At 55.0% G+C, this 18,966-nt stretch carries 14 protein-coding genes; 9 read left to right on the top strand and 5 right to left on the bottom strand.

Annotated elements, in window-relative coordinates:
• The first annotated feature begins 135 nt into the window (after positions 1–135).
• Positions 136–681 carry a YfaZ family outer membrane protein gene (locus GC087_RS21065; protein WP_006121584.1) on the top strand — a complete coding sequence of 182 codons (546 nt, stop codon included), beginning with the start codon at positions 136–138 and terminating at the stop codon, positions 679–681.
• Positions 682–748: 67 nt separating this feature from the next.
• Here the strand turns inward: GC087_RS21065 and GC087_RS21060 are convergent, their stop codons facing one another.
• From GC087_RS21060 to acs, 3 genes are all read right to left on the bottom strand, one after another.
• Positions 749–2,404, bottom strand: coding sequence for a cation acetate symporter (locus GC087_RS21060; RefSeq protein WP_394550096.1), 1,656 nt, complete (start codon positions 2,402–2,404; stop codon positions 749–751).
• Positions 2,401–2,730, bottom strand: coding sequence for a DUF485 domain-containing protein (locus GC087_RS21055; RefSeq protein WP_006121586.1), 330 nt, complete (start codon positions 2,728–2,730; stop codon positions 2,401–2,403). Before GC087_RS21055 ends, GC087_RS21060 begins: the two co-directional genes overlap by 4 nt.
• A gap of 133 nt (positions 2,731–2,863) precedes the next feature.
• Positions 2,864–4,819 (bottom strand): acetate--CoA ligase, encoded by a 1,956-nt coding sequence (acs, locus tag GC087_RS21050; RefSeq protein WP_006121587.1) that lies wholly within the window; start codon positions 4,817–4,819, stop codon positions 2,864–2,866.
• Between the two features lie 583 nt (positions 4,820–5,402).
• On the opposite strand from acs, the gene gltP reads away from it, so the two are divergent.
• From gltP to GC087_RS21025, 5 genes are all read left to right on the top strand, one after another.
• Positions 5,403–6,704 (top strand): glutamate/aspartate:proton symporter GltP, encoded by a 1,302-nt coding sequence (gltP, locus tag GC087_RS21045; RefSeq protein WP_006121589.1) that lies wholly within the window; start codon positions 5,403–5,405, stop codon positions 6,702–6,704.
• 160 nt (positions 6,705–6,864) lie between these two features.
• Positions 6,865–7,776: an N-acetylmuramic acid 6-phosphate etherase gene (gene murQ, locus GC087_RS21040; protein WP_058702401.1), complete on the top strand. Its 912-nt coding sequence runs from the start codon at positions 6,865–6,867 to the stop codon at positions 7,774–7,776.
• Positions 7,776–9,200, top strand: a complete 1,425-nt coding sequence (gene murP / locus GC087_RS21035; protein WP_058702339.1) for a PTS N-acetylmuramic acid transporter subunit IIBC — start codon at positions 7,776–7,778, stop codon at positions 9,198–9,200. The genes murQ and murP overlap by 1 nt, the downstream gene beginning before the upstream one ends.
• A 324-nt stretch (positions 9,201–9,524) precedes the next feature.
• The gene (locus GC087_RS21030) at positions 9,525–11,069 is read left to right on the top strand and encodes a methyl-accepting chemotaxis protein (RefSeq protein WP_133745486.1); all 1,545 of its coding nucleotides are present in this window, start codon (positions 9,525–9,527) and stop codon (positions 11,067–11,069) included.
• A 476-nt stretch (positions 11,070–11,545) separates the two neighbouring features.
• Complete coding sequence (locus GC087_RS21025) at positions 11,546–11,755, top strand: YdgH/BhsA/McbA family protein (protein ID WP_033739003.1); 210 nt, start codon at positions 11,546–11,548, stop codon at positions 11,753–11,755.
• A gap of 368 nt (positions 11,756–12,123) precedes the next feature.
• Here the strand turns inward: GC087_RS21025 and sbmA are convergent, their stop codons facing one another.
• Positions 12,124–13,371, bottom strand: coding sequence for a peptide antibiotic transporter SbmA (gene sbmA / locus GC087_RS21020; RefSeq protein ID WP_324029237.1), 1,248 nt, complete (start codon positions 13,369–13,371; stop codon positions 12,124–12,126).
• A gap of 274 nt (positions 13,372–13,645) precedes the next feature.
• Here sbmA and GC087_RS21015 point away from each other — a divergent pair, with 274 nt between their 5' ends.
• Genes GC087_RS21015 through GC087_RS21005 form a run of 3 tightly spaced genes read left to right on the top strand, consistent with a single transcriptional unit; the run spans position 13,646 to position 17,486 of the window.
• Positions 13,646–14,377, top strand: a complete 732-nt coding sequence (locus GC087_RS21015) for a gluconate 2-dehydrogenase subunit 3 family protein (protein ID WP_039339047.1) — start codon at positions 13,646–13,648, stop codon at positions 14,375–14,377.
• 2 nt (positions 14,378–14,379) lie between these two features.
• The gene (locus GC087_RS21010) at positions 14,380–16,164 is read left to right on the top strand and encodes a GMC family oxidoreductase (RefSeq protein WP_006121596.1); all 1,785 of its coding nucleotides are present in this window, start codon (positions 14,380–14,382) and stop codon (positions 16,162–16,164) included.
• 11 nt (positions 16,165–16,175) lie between these two features.
• On the top strand, positions 16,176–17,486 hold the full coding sequence (locus GC087_RS21005; protein WP_324029235.1) for a c-type cytochrome: 1,311 nt from the start codon (positions 16,176–16,178) through the stop codon (positions 17,484–17,486).
• A gap of 42 nt (positions 17,487–17,528) precedes the next feature.
• Here GC087_RS21005 and GC087_RS21000 read toward each other — a convergent pair whose 3' ends face one another.
• Positions 17,529–18,941 carry an MFS transporter gene (locus tag GC087_RS21000; protein WP_033739010.1) on the bottom strand — a complete coding sequence of 471 codons (1,413 nt, stop codon included), beginning with the start codon at positions 18,939–18,941 and terminating at the stop codon, positions 17,529–17,531.
• Positions 18,942–18,966 lie beyond the last annotated feature (25 nt).

The following is an 18,966-nucleotide window of genomic DNA, read 5'->3' as shown; positions in this document are numbered from 1 at the left end:
TCACTGGCCAGCTGACAGACATGATTGTCATGAATGACATCACTTTTTACGTAAAGCTTTCCAAATAAAGTTGTCACCTCGTTTCAGACTGCTACCCTTGAGGCGGAATTATTGGACCCCTCATGGAGTAGAATCATGTTTAAACAACTTGTCACAGGAAGCGCGCTGAGCGTTATGTTGCTGAGCGGCGCTGCGCAGGCTATCGAAGGCAGCGTGGATGTGGGCGAGCACAGTACGAATCTCAATCTCGGACTGGGCACCACGTCACCGGGCCTGTTCCTGAATGGCAACTGGTTACGTAGCGATCATGACGGAAGCACCTACGGTGCAGGACTGGGTTACAACGTTGATGTTGGCGATTTGCGCCTGGCGCCAACCGCAAAGGCGATTTTTACCCATCCTGAAGACGGGAAAGACGGATTTGCGGTGGCGCTGGGCGGCAGCGCGCAGTACAACATCAATAGCATGTGGGGCTTATTCGGTCAGTACTATTACGCACCAGAAGGCCTGACTGACCACCTGGACAGCTACCAGGAGGCAAGCGGTGGTGTGAGCTTCACGCCTGTTTCTCTGCTTAACCTGCGCGTCGGTTATCAGTATATCGAGCTGAATAACAAAGGTGGCCGTAAAGATAACGTACTGGTCGACGGTCCGTACGTCGGCGCGTCACTGCGTTTCTGACAGCGGTCTGAGAAAAAGGGCAGCGACCTGGCGGTGGCTGCCCTTTTTTTATTGCAGGCACTACAGATTAGTGTGCTTTACCCTGCTCAATACCTGAACCCGTCTGGGAACGAATAAACTGTGCCCGGAAACGGGAGCGTTCTTCTGCGCCCTGCGGTGAATGGTCGGTAATGGAAAACAGCCAGGTGCCAATAAAGGCGATGGCAATGGAGAACAGCGCCGGATATTCATAAGGGTAAATGGGGGAAGCATGTCCCAGCACCTGTACCCAGACCGTGGGGCCCAGGATCATCAGCACCACTGCCGTGATCAGCCCCAGCCAGCCGCCCACCATAGCACCTCGTGTGGTGAGTTTTGACCAGTACATGGACAGCAGGATAATCGGGAAGTTACAGCTGGCCGCGATCGAGAAGGCCAGTCCCACCATAAACGCGATGTTCTGCTTCTCAAACAGAATGCCCAGCGCGATGGCTACTGCGCCAAGCACCAGCACCGTAATTTTCGATACCCGCAGTTCGTCGCGCTCGCTGGCCTGGCCTTTACGGTAAACGCTGGCGTACAAATCATGCGACACCGCCGACGCGCCAGCCAGGGTCAGGCCCGCCACCACCGCCAGAATCGTGGCGAAAGCGACGGCGGAAATAAAGCCCAGGAAGGTACTGCCGCCCACGGCGTTAGCCAGATGCACTGCCGCCATGTTGGTGCCGCCGATCAGCGCACCCGAAGCATCTTTAAAGGCCGGGTTAGCTCCGACCAGTAAAATGGCACCGAATCCGATGATAAAGGTCAGGAAATAGAAGTAACCCATAAAGCCGGTGGCCCAGAAAACGCTTTTACGCGCCTCTTTCGCATCGGCGACGGTAAAGAAACGCATCAGGATATGCGGTAAGCCCGCCGTTCCAAACATCAGCCCCAGCCCCAGCGACAGGGCAGATATCGGGTCTTTAACCAGCCCGCCAGGCTGCATAATGGCCGCCCCTTTCGGATGCACTGCCATCGCCTCAGTGAACAACGTATTAAAGCTGAAGCCGGTACTTTTCATCACCATAATCGCCATAAATGAGGCACCGAACAGCAGCAGAACGGCTTTGATGATCTGGACCCAGGTCGTCGCCAGCATCCCGCCAAACAGCACGTACAGCACCATCAAAATGCCCACCAGAATGACGGCGATATGATAGTTCAGACCAAACAGTAACTGAATCAGCTTACCGGCACCGACCATCTGCGCAATCAGGTAAAGCGCAACCACCACCAGTGAGCCGCAGGCGGACAGGGTGCGAATGGGCTTTTGTTTGAGGCGGTAAGAGGCAACATCGGCAAAGGTATACCGGCCCAGGTTACGCAGACGTTCAGCAATCAGGAACAGGATCATCGGCCAGCCGACCAGAAAACCGAGCGAATAGATTAAGCCGTCATAACCCGAGGTATAAACCAGCGCAGAAATCCCCAGAAAGGAGGCGGCAGACATAAAGTCACCGGCCATCGCCAGCCCATTCTGGAAGCCGGTAATATTGCCGCCCGCCGTATAATAATCGCTACGCGAGCGGGTTCGCTTTGACGCCCAGTAAGTAATACTCAGCGTCGCACCGACAAAAATGACAAACATCACAATGGCCTGATAATTAACGGCCTGCTTCTGTACCGCCCCGGTAATCGCATCGGTGGCCAGGGCGGAAAAGGGCAGGAGGGCGGCCAGCATCCACAGCATAAGACGCATCATGGTTTTACCTCGCGGAGGATAGCCTTTGTCAGGCGATCAAACTCGCCATTGGCGCGCCAGACATACACGCCGGTCAGTAAAAAGGAGATAACGATCAGGCCCACGCCAATCGGAATACCGCGCGTCACGTTGGTACCGGCATGCAGCGGCGTACCTAACCAGCCGGGAGCAAACGCAATCAGCAGAATAAAGCCGACATAGAGCACCAGCATGATTAGCGACAGCAGCAGGGCAAAGGACTGGCGCTTATGGACCAACTCCTGAAAGCGCGGATTTTTTTCAATTTGTTGGTAGATTCTTTCCTGTTCGGGCAGGGCATCGTTCATCACATTATCTCCAGAAGCTTGCAGGCGTGGACCTCACGCAACGGCGTGAATGCGTTATATTTTTTGTGACTACAGAAACACACTACGTAGGGAAGCGGTGGCGGAAAGCCTGATGCTTTCCGCCGGCGTGGTATTACGGCAGGGTGATGGATTGTTTCTCTTCAAGCAGTTTCTCAACGACGCCAGGATCGGCCAGCGTGGAGGTATCGCCTAAATTACTGGTATCGCCTGCGGCAATCTTGCGCAGAATACGGCGCATGATTTTGCCGGAACGGGTTTTTGGCAGCGAATCCGTCCAGTGCAGTACATCAGGCGTGGCAATCGGGCCAATCTCTTTACGCACCCAGTTACGGACCTCGGTATAAAGCTCCGGTGAGGGCTCTTCCCCGTGATTCAGGGTGATATAGGCATAAATAGCCTGGCCCTTAATGCTGTGCGGAATACCTACCACGGCCGCTTCGGCAATTTTCGGATGCGACACCAGCGCGGATTCGATCTCGGCGGTGCCCAGGCGGTGCCCAGACACGTTCAGTACGTCATCCACACGGCCAGTAATCCAGTAGTAGCCGTCCTCATCACGTCGCGCGCCATCGCCGCTGAAATAGGCATTTTTAAAGGTCGAAAAGTAGGTCTGCTCGAAACGTTCATGATCGCCAAACAGCGTACGCGCCTGACCTGGCCAGGAATCCGTGATCACCAGATTACCTTCACAGGCGCCGTCCTGAGGATTGCCTTCGTTATCCACCAGGGCAGGCTGGACGCCGAAGAACGGTGTGGTCGCCGAGCCGGGTTTCAGCACGGTGGCACCCGGCAACGGCGTAATCATGAAACCGCCGGTCTCTGTCTGCCACCAGGTATCGACAATCGGACACCGGCTGTTGCCGATTTTTTTGTGATACCACTCCCAGGCTTCCGGGTTAATGGGCTCGCCCACTGAACCCATGATACGCAGGCTGCTACGGTCGGTGCCCTCAATCGCTTTATCCCCTTCCGCCATCAGCGCGCGGATAGCGGTAGGCGCGGTATACAACAGGGTCACCTTATGCTTATCAATCACCTGGCCCATGCGCGCTGGCGTCGGCCAGTTTGGCACGCCTTCAAACATCAGCGTCGTGGCCCCACAGGCCAGGGGACCATAGAGCAGATAGCTGTGGCCGGTGACCCAGCCCACGTCCGCCGTACACCAGTAAACGTCATCCTGATGATAATCAAAGACAAATTTAAAGGTCGTGGCGGCGTAAACCAGATAGCCACCCGTGGTATGCAGTACGCCTTTAGGCTTACCGGTTGAACCGGAGGTGTAGAGAATAAACAGTGGATCTTCGGCCTGCATTTCGGCGGCAGAGTGGTTGGTGCTGGCGTTCTGCATCAGCTCATGCCAGTGCCGATCGCGTCCTTCAACCCAGCCGACATCTTTGCCGGTACGTTGAAAGACCACCACGTTTTTCACGCTGTTCACATTGGGATTTTTTAATGCATCATCCACATTTTTCTTCAGTGGAATCGTGCGGCCCGCACGTACGCCTTCGTCGGCTGTCACAATCAATGATGCGCTGGAGTCGATCACCCGGCCCGCGACGGCTTCCGGTGAGAAGCCGCCGAAAATGACGGAGTGCACCGCCCCGATGCGAGCACAGGCCAGCATCGCGACGGCGGCCTCGGGCACCATGGGCATATAAATCGCCACGACGTCGCCTTTTTTAACGCCAAGCAGTTCCAGCACATTGGCAAAGCGGCACACATCAGCATGCAGCTGACGGAAGGTCAGGATTTTGCTTTCACTGGCATCGTCGCCTTCCCAGATAATGGCGGGATGATCGCCCCGGGTAGCCAGATGGCGATCCAGGCAGTTGGCGGCCAGATTGAGCGTGCCGTCTTCATACCAACGAATTGAAATATTGCCTGGCGCAAATGAGGTGTTTTTGACTTTGCTGTAAGGTTTTATCCAGTCGAGGATTTTACCTTGTTCCCCCCAGAAGGTTTCTGGATCGGTAACAGACTGCTGGTACATCGCCTGATACTGTTCGGCCGTAATCAGCGCGGTTGCTGCGATATTTTCTGGAACAGGATAGTTATGATTTTGGCTCATGGCGATTCTCCTTGAAGATGTTAATCATATGTCAATCAATAGTTAAGTGAAGCAGAGCAACAAGATTTGTTTCTTTTTTGCGCCATAGATCACGCGTTAACCTTGTTGACATAAAAACGTCGCAAAAGAATGAAAAACGCGCTAACGCCATGCAAAGGATAGGGATTTAGATTGCAACATTTTGTGTCTTGCGCTGTTTAAAAAAGCAGCGAACGAACCGCGTAGCGTTTGCCCACAATCTGAATAGCTATGCGAAAACTTATCGAAAGTTTACTTTTCATAACAGCAGGTTAGGAATAAATAGCCGCATCAGCATTTTATGCTTAAGAGATGGTTAAGTTTTAATCGAAGCCACCAAGGGTTGCATTTACTGCAGCGAAAATGGTACTTATCTCGCCCCTGATAATCAGGTATCAACTCAGACCGCGTCTGAAATGGGTTTAGAAATCATCGCATCGCAATGCGGGACGCTGTCTAAAACACCCTCTACTTTACCGGGCTTTTTGCTCACTTCCCTGTGTGTATTGTCTTCTGCACCTTCGCAGTAGAGAGAAACGGGTTTTGACTGAGGAAATTACGCGTTATGAAAGGTTTTAAAATCAGCCTTGCGTGGCAGATTCTGATAGCACTGGTGCTCGGCATCATCGTGGGTGCCGTATTGCATAATCAGCCAGATGATCGTGAATGGTTAGTCAATAATATTCTCAGCCCGGCGGGCGATATCTTTATTCACCTGATAAAGATGATTGTCGTGCCTATCGTGATTTCATCCCTGATTGTCGGTATAGCCGGTGTTGGTGATGCGAAAAAGCTGGGTCGTATTGGTCTCAAAACCATTGTGTACTTTGAAGTGATTACCACCGTTGCCATTGTGGTCGGGATTACCCTGGCAAATGTGTTTAAGCCCGGCACTGGCATTGATATGTCTACGCTGGCAACGGTGGACATCTCTAAATATGAAGCCACGACGGCGCAGGTACAGGAAGGGACGCACAGTCTGGTTGCGACGATCCTTTCTTTGATCCCGCAGAACATCTTTGCCGCGATGGCGAAGGGTGAAATGCTGCCGATTATTTTCTTCTCAGTCCTGTTTGGTCTGGGGCTGTCGGCCCTGCCCTCCGAACAGCGCGATCCGCTGGTCAACCTGTTCCGCGGCGTGTCTGAAACCATGTTTAAAGTGACGCATATGATCATGCGCTACGCGCCAGTAGGCGTGTTTGCTTTGATCGCCGTGACGATTGCTAACTTTGGTTTTGCCTCGCTGTGGCCACTCGCGAAGCTGGTGTTGCTGGTCTATGTCGCTATCCTGTTCTTTGCGTTTGTGGTGCTGGGGGCGGTAGCACGCTTCTGCAAACTGCGCATTACTACGCTGATGCGCATTTTAAAAGACGAGCTGATCCTGTCCTACTCGACCTCCAGTTCTGAAACCGTGCTGCCACGCATCATGGAGAAGATGGAAGCTTACGGTGCGCCAAAAGCCATCACCAGCTTCGTCGTGCCCACCGGCTACTCGTTTAACCTGGATGGTTCAACGTTATACCAAAGTATCGCCGCGATTTTCATCGCGCAGCTGTACGGTATCGACCTGTCACTGACTGATGAAATCATCCTGGTGCTGACGCTGATGGTGACCTCTAAAGGGATTGCAGGCGTGCCAGGCGTTTCGTTTGTCGTCCTGCTGGCGACGCTTGGCAGCGTCGGTATTCCGCTGGAAGGACTGGCGTTTATTGCTGGCGTTGACCGCATCATGGATATGGCCCGTACCGCGCTGAATGTCGTGGGTAACGCCCTGGCGGTGCTGGTGATTGCCCGCTGGGAAAACCAGTTCGATGCAGAGCAGGCGAAAGCGTATGAATTGCAGTTACGGACGCAAACCGCGCCTTAATGCGGATTAGCAAATCAAAGGCTCAACGATGGTTGGGCCTTTTTTTTATTCTGTCTGGCTGCACCGCTCACGGCGCCACAAAAAAGCAGCTGGAAAGGATGAATTTTTCATTCGCTGTGTTAAAAATATCCAGAATAAATTATTCCTGTGGAGAACAAGCGTGAAAATCGATCTCAGTCAGATGGTCACGGAAGGGCGCAATCCGGCCAGCCTGAATATTGACGAAATGAGCACGGAAGCGATGCTTCGCGTCATTAATGATGAAGATAAAAAAGTTGCGCTGGCCGTTGAGGCTATTGTGCCGGCTATCGCCCGCGCTGTGGATATTATCTGCGCCGCCTTTCAGGCCGGTGGGCGACTGATATACGTGGGCGCGGGCACCTCCGGCCGCCTGGGGATCCTGGATGCAAGTGAATGCCCACCAACTTTTGGCACACCGCGTGAGCAGGTAACTGGCCTGATTGCCGGGGGCCATCAGGCCATTTTGCAGGCGGTGGAAAACGCTGAAGATAATGTGGCGCAAGGCGCGCAGGATCTGAAAGACATCCACTTCAGCCAGCAGGACGTGCTGGTGGGCATCGCCGCCAGTGGACGCACGCCTTATGTTCTGGGCGCGCTCGATTACGCCCGGCAATGTGGGGCGACGACGGTTGCGCTGACCTGTAATCCGCACAGCGAAATGGCCGACGTCGCCGATATTGCCCTGACGCCCGTGGTCGGGCCTGAAGTGGTGACGGGGTCATCACGCATGAAGGCGGGGACCGCACAGAAGCTGGTCCTGAATATGCTGACGACCGGCGCGATGATTCGTACAGGCAAAGTCTTCGGCAATCTGATGGTGGACGTTGAAGCCACGAACCAGAAGCTGGTACAGCGCCAGGTCAATATTGTGATGCAGGCTACTGATTGTGATGAAGCCTGCGCCAGTGCCGCCCTGGCGGCCTGCGGCGGGCACTGCAAAACCGCCATTCTCATGGTGCTGGCGGAACTGAGTGCTGATGAGGCAAAAACGTTGCTGACCCAACATCAGGGCTTTATTCGTCGGGCGCTACAGGCTGCGGGAGCACGCTGATGGCGGACGTGACCGATGCACTTCTGCACGCTATCGTGCAGGCAGCAGGCGGCGCAGACAATATTGCCGTTTGCGGCCATTGTATGACCCGTTTACGCCTGACGCTGAAGCAGAATCAGGCTGACATCGCCCGGCTGAAAGGTTTGCCTGGCGTGCTGGGTGTCATCAAGGGTGACGATCAACTGCAGATCGTGCTCGGTCCCGGCAAGGCGCAAACGGCGGCGGAACGGATGCATTTGCTGCTTTCACAGGGGGCATCGAATCTGCAACAGGTGGCTGCGCAACAAAAACAGCAGATAAAGGCCAGACAGACCCGCGCAGTGCATCAGTTTCTGGCACGTTTCGCCACCCTTTTCACACCGCTCATCCCCGGCTTTATCGCCGCAGGTTTACTGCTGGGATTCGCCACGCTGATTGAGCAAAGCCTGCACCTCAGCACGCCGGGCGCACATCCTGCAGGCTTACTGCACACCGTGGCCTATATGAAAGTGTTCAGTAAAGGGTTATTCACCTTTCTCAGCATCCTGATTGGCTATAACGCGCAAAAAGCCTTTGGCGGCACCGGCGTAAACGGGGCCATTATCGCCTCGCTGTTTCTTCTGGGCTATGTGCCCGATGCGAAGGTCGGCTATTACAGCGGCATGGACAGCTTTTTTGGTCTGGCTATCGATCCGCGTGGCAACATTATCGGTGTGCTGCTGGCCGCGATGTTTGGTGGCTGGCTGGAAAGGCAGTTGCGCAAGGTCATCCCGGATAACCTGGATATGATTCTTACCGCCCTGTTAACCTTATTAATCACGGGCGCGCTGACTTATCTGCTCATCATGCCGCTCGGCGGCGAGCTGTTTAAGGGAATGTCGTGGTTGTTTATCCACCTCAATAACAACCCCTTCGGCTGCGCCCTGCTGGCTGGGCTGTTTTTGATCGCCGTGATGTTTGGCATTCATCAGGGGTTTATTCCGGTCTATTTTGCGCTGATGGAAACCCAGGGATTTAATTCACTGTTCCCTGTTCTGGCTATGGCCGGTGCCGGTCAGGTGGGGGCCGCACTGGCGCTCTGGTGTAAAGCGGAAAAAGGCGCGTTGTTGCGCACCCAGATAAAAGGCGCCATCGTGCCCGGCTTGCTGGGCGTGGGTGAACCGCTGATTTATGGCGTCACGCTACCGCGGCTCAGACCCTTTATTACGGCCTGCGGCGGCGGGGCAGTGGGCGGATTTTTTATCGGTCTGGTGGCCTGGCTGGGGCTGCCGGTCGGCATGAATACGGTATTTGGTCCTTCGGGTCTGGTCACGCTTCCGTTAATGACCTCGCATCAGGGCATTTTTGCTGGCATGGCCGTGTACCTGGGCGGTTTGATCGTGGCCTGGGTCAGTGGCTTTGTACTGACGTGGTGGTTTGGCTTACGGGATGTCGATTTAAGCTGAATCCATAAGGAATGCGCTATTAACCCGTCAAGCGGTACGGTAAGACGTTAGTCTCACTGCGGATGTCACGCGCCGGGCGCGGGTGGGATGGTGCTGCGCGCTAATCAGTTGCGTTAAAGTAAATCGTTAAAATGTAATGGGTTAAAAATTCCCGTGAGTAAACGAAGCCGCTACTGAGCGGCTTTTTTAATGCAATAAATTAACGCGTAGCACTAAAGTGTAAATGCGCCACTGCCGAAAACATAAAAAAAGGTAAAGCTTACCTTTCACGTGCTTTCATCCATGCTTCTGGTGCAAGTCTGACTGGTACTATCAAGGACTCCTATGCGCAACAACCAACCTGTTTCTCAGCGTGAATATGTGTATGACGATCATGCCACACTGATGACAACGACCGATCTCAACAGCTATATCACCTATGCCAATGATGCATTCGTTGAAGCCAGTGGCTTTTCATCTGATGAGGTCAAAGGGCAGCCGCACAATATGGTGCGTCACCCGGATATGCCACCCGAAGCTTTTGCCGATATGTGGGCGACGTTAAAACAGGGCGAACCCTGGACAGCGCTGGTGAAAAACCGCCGCAAAAACGGGGATCACTACTGGGTGCGGGCGAACGCGATTCCGGTGGTGCGCAACGGTCAGGTGCAGGGTTATATGTCGGTGCGGACGAAGCCATCCGCACAGGACGTGAAAGCCAGTGAAGCGCTCTACCGTGATTTTCGTGAAGGTCGCGCGCAAGGCCGCCGTTTTCACAAAGGATTAATTGTCCGCAGCGGCTGGCGCCGCCTCGGCTCGATCTTAAAAACGCTGCCACTGCGCTGGCGCATCCGTACGGCGCTGCTGGCTTTACTGCCGCTGTCCGTCGCAGGCGTCTGGGCGCTGGGAATGGCACCGCTGGCGTTGAGCGGATTTGCGGGCGGCATGGCCGTTCTGTTGCTGCTTGCCAGCCTGTGGCTGGAGCAGCAAATTTCCCGTCCTGTTGAGCGCATGTGCAAACAGGCACTGCGCGTGGCCACCGGGGCCAGTCACCAGGTGGAGCAGATGGACCGCATTGACGAGGTGGGGCTGACGTTGCGCGCCATTGGACAGCTAGGGCTGATGTTCCGCTGGCTGGTGGACGATGTGAGTGGCCAGGCGATTAACGTGCTGAGCGCCAGTGACGCCATCGCCCGCAGTAACAATGAACTGAGCCGCCGGACCGAACAGGCCGCAGCGAACGTGCAGCAAACGGCCGCGACCATGAACGAAATGACCGCCACCGTGAAGAGTAATACGCAAACGGCCCAGGAGGTGAATTCGCTCTCCGTCAATACCAGCGATGCGGCAAGCAAAGGTGGCGAGGTGATGAAAGAGATGATGAGTATGATGGCGGATATCGCCGACAGCTCAGAACGCATTGCCAGCATCACCAGCGTAATCGACAGCATCGCGTTCCAGACCAATATTCTGGCGCTGAACGCCGCCGTTGAGGCGGCACGCGCGGGTGAGCAGGGTAAAGGCTTCGCCGTTGTGGCTGGCGAAGTACGCAGCCTTGCACAGCGCAGCGCAAAAGCCGCCAGCGAGATTAAAGCGCTGGTGGAAACCAGCGCCAGCCGGGTCAGTTCAGGCAACGAGCACGCCGGTGCTGCGGGACATACCATGCAGGATATTGTGCAGCAGGTGCAGAACGTCACTTCGCTCGTTGCCCAAATCAGCGCGGCCACGGCGGAACAGGCGACCGCGCTCAGTGAAGTCAGCACGGCGGTAGAAGATCTGGACGATATTACCCATCAAAACGCCGCCCGCGTTCAGGAAAGCGCAGAAGCGTCGGGCCGTATGACCCATCAGGCTAACCGTCTGGTGGAAGCGATCAGCGTGTTCCGCTAAGTTTTGACCGGCCTGCCACCGGATGGTGTTGTGCCATTCGGCGTGATCACGCTCTTCGCGCGCGCAGGGTGCGAACCGTGATCATGCCGTCTGGTACGGCATGATCGCTAAGAGGCTTTCCCGTCCTAATCGTCTCTTCTGCTGCCCAATTGCGTACCCTCAGCCAACATCCCATCACGGCCTGACTCGTCTCAGAGCATCACGGCGTAACGCCTGTCTTTGCCGTCTTGTGACATAACAGCATAGCGCTGGGCGAAAGTCGTCAGGCGCACAGGTAGTCATTAATACTGCCTGCTATGCAAGGTGTAGTCATTTAACCTTTCGTGTTTAAACAGCGCTAAACGTGCTTTTCATTTTCAGTTTTATTGAATGATATGAGCAAAACCCTCTGCTTTTTCTTGTGCGATATTCGTCCTATTATGCTTTCACACAAGGCATGTAGCCTTATCTAAACGAAAAAGACCGAGGAATTGACCATGAAAACTATCAAAACTTTTGCTGCATTAATCGCCCTGACTATTCTGCCTGTTGCGGCTTTTGCACAAACTGTGACGGCGACCGGCTCAACACTGGACAGCGCAGAAGCGAAAATTGCTGCTCAGGCGCAGGATGCTGGTGCTTCCTATAAGATCACCGAAGCGAACACCAACAACGGTGTGCACATGACGGCTGAGTTGTATAAATAAGCCTTGAACGTCTGTGCTGACAGGACGCCTGATGGCGTCCTGGCTCCGTTTTTAGCGCAACAGAACCTGTCACTTTACTGCCTCTACTCCGCTTTCCGGCATCATTCTGCCCCATCGGGCCTGTCTCTTTGACCAACAGATCGTTCGCTTAACCGTTCAGCCTTTGCCAGAAAAGCCCCTTGTATGCGCGCCATCATCCCTCAATGCTGCGCGTACCGGCGATAACCCGGGCGCGGATGTCGTCCTGAACGGACAACACCGCGGCATCATGCGCAATGAATGGCAGGAGAAGGAAAAGGAAAGTGGGGGAGACAATGCGGAATCGACCGCTGGTCGCCTGCGGCAACTACCCCAGGCGACCAGAAAGGTTATGACACCTCTTCAGAAGCGTCGTGCATCATTTCATCGTGCGGCACATCGTCCAGAATCTGTTCAAAACTGCGCAGACGTTTATAGATCGACATTAACTCGACCAGGGTGGACCACGAGGTAATGAGGTACTGGAACGATCCCCGAACCTGGTCAAACACGTTGGTGATCTGGTTCAGCAGGCCCAGCGTAATGGCACCGGCCACAATAGACGGGAACAACAGGAACAGCCCGAACACGTTATCCACCTGCAGATAAAGGATGCGGCTGATATTGAAGTAAAGATAGTGAAAATAGAGACGGAAATAGTTAATCCGCACATTGTGGAACAGCACTTTTACGGTCGGCGGCGTGGCGCGATCGGCGTGATCTTCGCCGTAAACCAGCTCTTTACGATAAGCCGCTTCAACGCGCTGGTTACGGAACTCTAGGCCGGGAAGCTTAATGCCCACCAGCGCCAGCAGCGCCGTACCAAAGAGTGACCACAACACCGCCGCGATCACCAGCGCATAGGGGATGCTGCCCAGAATCGGGATACTTTTTACATGATGTGAAAGCGCCACCAGAACGGGTAAAAACGCCACCAGGGTCATAATGGCCTGAATGAAACTCACGCCCCAGCCTTCCAGCGTGGTAGCAAAGCGCATGGTATCTTCCTGCACACGCTGTGCCGCGCCTTCAACGTGGCGCAGGCGCTGCCAGTGATGCATATAGTAATTATTCATCGCAGTGCGCCAGCGGAATACCCAGTGGCTGATGAAATAAGCATTCATCACGCCAATGACCACCGCAATCAACGCGATACCCAGGAAGGCGATGACCTGAGCATAAAATTCGGCAATCTGTACCGAACCGGCTTTCGTCAGCGCTTTTTGAATTAAATCGTAGAACGGGCCATACCAGGCATTGACGGCCACGCCAACCTGGACGCCAAACCAGGTCACAAAAATAATCAGCGCGGAGCCCCAGACCGACCAGCGCTGCCAGGGATGGTTATCAATGATGCGCCACGCAAGAGCGAACAGGGCAACCATCAGCCAGTAATAGCCATAGAACCATAACTCACCCGGCGCAATAAAGCGCATCACCGTCGTGGGCAGGGGCTGCCTGATGGCGGCCTGAAACGCAGGCCAGAAATGGGCCGGTAAATCGCTGGCAAAGCCAAACCAGGCAAAAATCGCCAGTAAACTCCAGATGGCGGCCGAACTGAAAAACGGCCCAGGTCGTGGAAAGAAAGACTTAAACATAGGTACTCCGCTGTTGTGTAATCGCTTTTATAACGTCTTAACGGCCATCTGTCTGTAGCCTGTTGTTTCTGAACATGACATTGACAACTTATATGTTAATGAAATTGTGCTTTTTTGTTTCCTTAAACTAAGTATTTGTCGGTAATGGTGTTACACTTAGCGCCACTGTTACCGGTAACAGCTTGTTGTACCCGAAATCCGCAAATAAAAACCACTACAACGCGCATTCACTTCTCTTTTCGTACCGCAGTTGATGCGGTGATGAGGCAATGTCATGTCAGACCAGAAAAAGGGTCATTCACGCAGGGATTTTTTGCTGAAGACCATCACCCTGGCGCCCGCAGTGGCGGTAGGCAGCAGCGCATTGGGTGCCTTTTCTGCACCCGCTCAGGCACAGGCCGCAACGCCTGCCGAAAGCCAGGTCGCCCGAGACTATCAACCCAGTTGGTTTACTGCCGAGGAATTTGCGTTTATCAACGCTGCCGTGGCGCGGCTGATCCCCGCCGATGAACGCGGTCCGGGCGCGCTGGAAGCGGGCGTGCCGGAGTTTATCGATCGCCAGATGAATACGCCTTATGCCACCGGGGCCAACTGGTATATGCAGGGCCCCTTTAACCCGGATCTCCCCAAAGAAATGGGCTATCAGCTGCCGCTGGTACCGCAGCAGATTTACCGTCTCGGCCTGGCCGACGCCGACCAGTATAGCCGGCAGCAGTACGGTAAGGTCTTTGCCCAACTGAACGCTGAACAGCAGGATGCGGCGCTTCAGGCGATGGAGAGCGGCAAGGCCCATTTCAGCCAGCTCCCCGCCAGCGTGTTTTTCTCTTATCTCCTGCAAAACACCCGTGAAGGCTTCTTTAGCGATCCGATCCACGGTGGCAATCAGGGCATGGTGGGCTGGAAGCTCATCAACTTCCCTGGCGCCCGCGCCGATTTTATGGACTGGGTAGAGCGCGGTGAACGGTATCCGTTCCCGTCAGTGTCGATTCGTGGAGAGAGAAGCTGAGCATGGCAAATGAATTAAAGAAAGTGGATGCCGTGATTGTCGGCTTTGGCTGGGCAGGTGCCATTATGGCCAAAGAGCTGACCGAGGCCGGTCTGAATGTGCTGGCACTGGAACGCGGTCCGCATCGTGATACCTATCCCGATGGATCCTATCCACAGTCGATTGATGAACTGACCTATAACATCCGAAAAAAGCTGTTCCAGGATCTGTCCAAAAGCACCGTCACTATCCGTCATGATGCGTCACAGACTGCCGTGCCGTATCGCCAGTTAGCAGCTTTCCTGCCGGGCACCGGCACCGGTGGCGCAGGGCTGCACTGGTCAGGTGTACATTTTCGGGTCGATCCGGTTGAGCTAAAACTTCGCAGCCACTATGAGGCGCGCTACGGTAAAAAGTTTATTCCTGAAGGGATGACCATTCAGGATTTCGGCGTGGACTATCAGGAGCTGGAGCCATTTTTTGATAAAGCAGAAAAAGTGTTTGGCACCTCCGGTAGTGCCTGGAGTATTCAGGGTAAGGTTGTCGGCAAAGACAAAGGCGGTAACCCGTTTGCGCCCGATCGCTCTGACAACTTTCCGTTGCCCGCGCAAAAGCGCACCTGGTCAGCACAGCTGTTTGCCCAGGCCGCCGAGTCAGTAGGCTATCATCCTTACGATCTGCCCTCGGCGAATACCTCAGGTCCTTATACCAACACCTATGGCGCGCAGATGGGACCGTGCAACTTCTGCGGCTACTGCAGCGGTTACGCCTGCTATATGTATTCCAAGGCCTCACCCAATGTGAATATCCTGCCTGCGCTGCGTCAGGAGCCAAAGTTTGAGCTGCGCAATAATGCTTATGTGCTGCGCGTCAACCTCACGGACGATAAGAAACGCGCTACCGGCGTCACCTATGTAGACGCGCAGGGGCGTGAACATGTGCAACCGGCAGATCTGGTCATCCTGTCAGCCTTCCAGTTCCACAATGTCCACCTAATGCTGCTGTCCGGCATTGGCCAGCCTTACAACCCGATCACTAACGAAGGCACGGTCGGACGCAACTTTGCCTACCAGAACCTGTCGACGCTGAAAGCGCTGTTCGATAAAAACACCACCACCAACCCGTTTATTGGCGCAGGCGGTGCCGGTGTCGGCGTGGATGATTTCAACGCCGATAACTTTGACCACGGGCCGCACGGTTTTGTCGGTGGATCGCCATTCTGGGTCAATCAGGCGGGCACTAAACCCATCTCGGGTCTGCCCACCCCGCCGGGAACACCTAACTGGGGTAGCCAGTGGAAGGCCGCCGTTGCCGATACGTACACGCATCACCTTTCTATGGATGCCCATGGTGCGCACCAGTCTTACCGCGTGAACTATCTGGATCTGGACCCGAATTATAAAGACGCCTACGGTCAGCCACTGCTGCGTATGACGTTTGACTGGCAGGAAAATGACATCAAGATGGCGCAGTTTATGGTGGGGAAAATGCATAAAATCGCCGAAGCCATGAACCCGAAAATGATCATTGGCGGGGCTAAAAAACCCGGCACACATTTCGACACCACCGTCTACCAGACCACCCACATCAGCGGCGGGGCGATTATGGGTGAGGATCCTAAAACCAGCGCGGTTAACCGCTATCTGCAAAGCTGGGATGTGCCTAACGTCTTTGTGCCTGGCGCATCGGCGTTTCCTCAGGGACTCGGCTATAACCCCACCGGCATGGTGGCGGCATTGACTTACTGGTCAGCGAAAGCGATTCGCGAGCAGTATCTGAAAAACCCAGGCCCTCTGGTGCAGGCATAAGGATGATGGCGATGAAAAACGGCATTTTAGCCCTGATTCTGGGCGGTATTTCCTTTGTTGCCCTGGCCGATGAGAGCACTAGCGATCTGATAAAACGCGGCGAGTATCTGGCCCGCGCGGGCGACTGTGTCGCCTGCCACAGCAGTGAAGGCGGCAAGCCCTTCGCAGGTGGCTTGCCGATGGCCACGCCGATTGGCACGATCTACTCAACGAACATCACGCCGGATAAATCGACCGGGATTGGTGATTACAGCTACGATGACTTTCAGAAAGCCGTGCGGCACGGTATTGCGAAAAATGGCGATACGCTCTATCCCGCCATGCCTTATCCCTCTTATGCGGTGGTCAGCGATGAGGACATGAAGGCGCTGTATGCCTACTTCATGCATGGCGTCGCCCCTGTCAGTCAGGCCAACAAAGCGAGCGATATCCCCTGGCCTCTGTCGATGCGCTGGCCGCTGGCGATCTGGCGCAACCTGTTCGCACCGGATGTAAAAGCGTTCCAGCCTGCCGCGCAGGAGGATCCGACGCTGGCGCGAGGCCGTTATCTGGTAGAAGGGCTGGGTCACTGCGGTGCCTGCCATACGCCGCGTAGCGTGACCATGCAGGAGAAAGCGTTAACCAACGCCGACAGTAACGATTATCTGGCGGGCAGCAGTGCGCCGATTGATGGCTGGACCGCCAGCAACCTGCGCGGGGACAACCGTGACGGCCTGGGCCGCTGGAGTGAGGATGACCTGCGCCAGTTCCTGCGCTATGGCCGTAACGATCACACCTCAGCCTTTGGCGGCATGGTGGATGTGGTTGATCACAGCCTGCAGCACCTGACGGATGACGACATCACGGCGATTGCCCGTTACCTGAAGTCGCTGGGTGCGAAAGATCCGCATCAGGTGGCTTTTAGCGTGGATGACGCGACCGCGAAGGCCTTATGGAAAGGCGATGACAGCCAGACAGGCGCTGCGGCCTATGTCGACAGCTGTGCGGCCTGCCATAAAACGGACGGCAGCGGTTATACACGCTTTTATCCCGCGCTGCGCGGCAACCCGGTGGTGATGGCGGACGATCCGACCTCGCTGATTCACATTGTGCTGGTCGGAGGCGAGCTGCGTGGGATGAAGGGCGCGCCGTCAACGATTACCATGCCTGCCTTTGGCTGGCGTCTGAACGATCAACAGGTCGCGGACGTGGTGAACTTCATCCGTCACAGCTGGGGCAATAACGTACCGGGAACGGTCACCGCGAAGCAGGTGGCTGACCTGCGCAAGGATGTGAAAGATCGTCAGGGCAGCTCAGATATCAAGGTGTTAGAAGGCAAGTAACACGTACGTTGCAGCCTTCCCCCACCGGGGAAGGCTGCACGATCAAATATTTTCCAGCGTCACACCGCGCGTCTTAGGACCAAAAACGCCCACCGACAGCATCACCATCAGCATGCTTAATACAATAAAGGCGATGACGCCATGCGTACCGGTGTGCTGCAAAATCACGCCGATCAGAAGACTGCTAAAGGCGGTCGATAACCGACTAAAGGAGTAGCAAAAACCTACTGCTCGGGCGCGGATAGCGGTCGGGAAAATCTCGGTCTGGTAAGCATGATAACTGCAGGTCAGCCAGGCATTAGAGAAGGTGATCAAAAATCCGCATATCACCAGCAACACCGGGTTCGTCTGCAGGGCAAACAGCGTACCAAACACCACTGTCATCAGCGAAGAAAGGACGATTTGCCATTTATTCTCAAGCTGGCTGGTAAAGCTGCCACAAATCAACGAGCCGATGGGATAGGCCAGCGTGATAAAAAAGGCATACAGCAGGCTATGGGTAATGGACGTACCCTGCCCGGACAGCAGCGCAGGCAACCAGTTACCAAAGCCGTAGAAGCCAATCGCCTGGAAGAAGTTCATTATCACCAGCATCAGGGTGCGGTTACGGTAGCGCGGAGCCCAGATGTCGCGGAAGCGGCTTTTCGTGTCAGAGGCTGCCGCAGGCTGTGAGTGCGTCAGGTGTTGGCCGGGCACGATGCCGCAGCGTTTTTCCATGGCCGACATCACGGCATGGGCGTCTTCATGCCGTCCCTGCTGAGCCAGCCAGCGGGCGGATTCCGGCAGGTTTTTACGCACCAGCCAGATAATCAGCGAGCAGACAGCGCCCGCGATGACCACCCAACGCCAGCCCTCCAGGCCCAGAATATGTTGCGGCATCAGCCACCATGACATGAGCGCCACTGTTGGCACCGATAAAAACTGAATAAAAAAGGAGAAGGCAAACGCCCGGTTACGCAGATGCGTGGGCACCCATTCGCTCAGGTAGGTGTCGATGGTTACCAGTTCTACGCCCAACCCAATACCGACCAAAAAGCGACACAGAATCACCATCTCTGCGCTGTGCTGAAACGCCATCAGTAACGAGAAAAATCCGTACCAGGCTAACGCACAGATAAAGGTCAGCCGACGGCCAAACCGATCGGCAAAAGGCGTAAGCAAACTGGCCCCCACAAATAAGCCCAGAAAGGTCGCCGACGCAAATGCGGCCTGATCGGTAATGCCCAGAATACCGGCGCTGCCCGCATGGAAAATGCCGGCGGCCAGTAACCCTGTGCTGATATAGCCGGTTTCAAACAGATCGTAGAGTTCAAAAAAGCCGCCTAACGCCAGTAGCGAGATGAATCGCCACAAACCGCCAGAAGAGGGCAGCGCGTCAATGCGCCCGGCTAAGCTGGTATGGGCAGTCGACGAGGCAGACGTCGGTGCCATCCCTGAAGTCAAGGCTGGTGTCATTTAGAGTAAACCTCATGTAAGGATG

It is taken from the genome of Pantoea sp. JZ2, assembly GCF_035191405.1.
Classification (GTDB): domain Bacteria; phylum Pseudomonadota; class Gammaproteobacteria; order Enterobacterales; family Enterobacteriaceae; genus Pantoea; species Pantoea stewartii.
The sequence above is the reverse complement of the archived record's forward strand: the minus strand, read 5'-3'. Positions and strand labels throughout refer to the sequence as shown.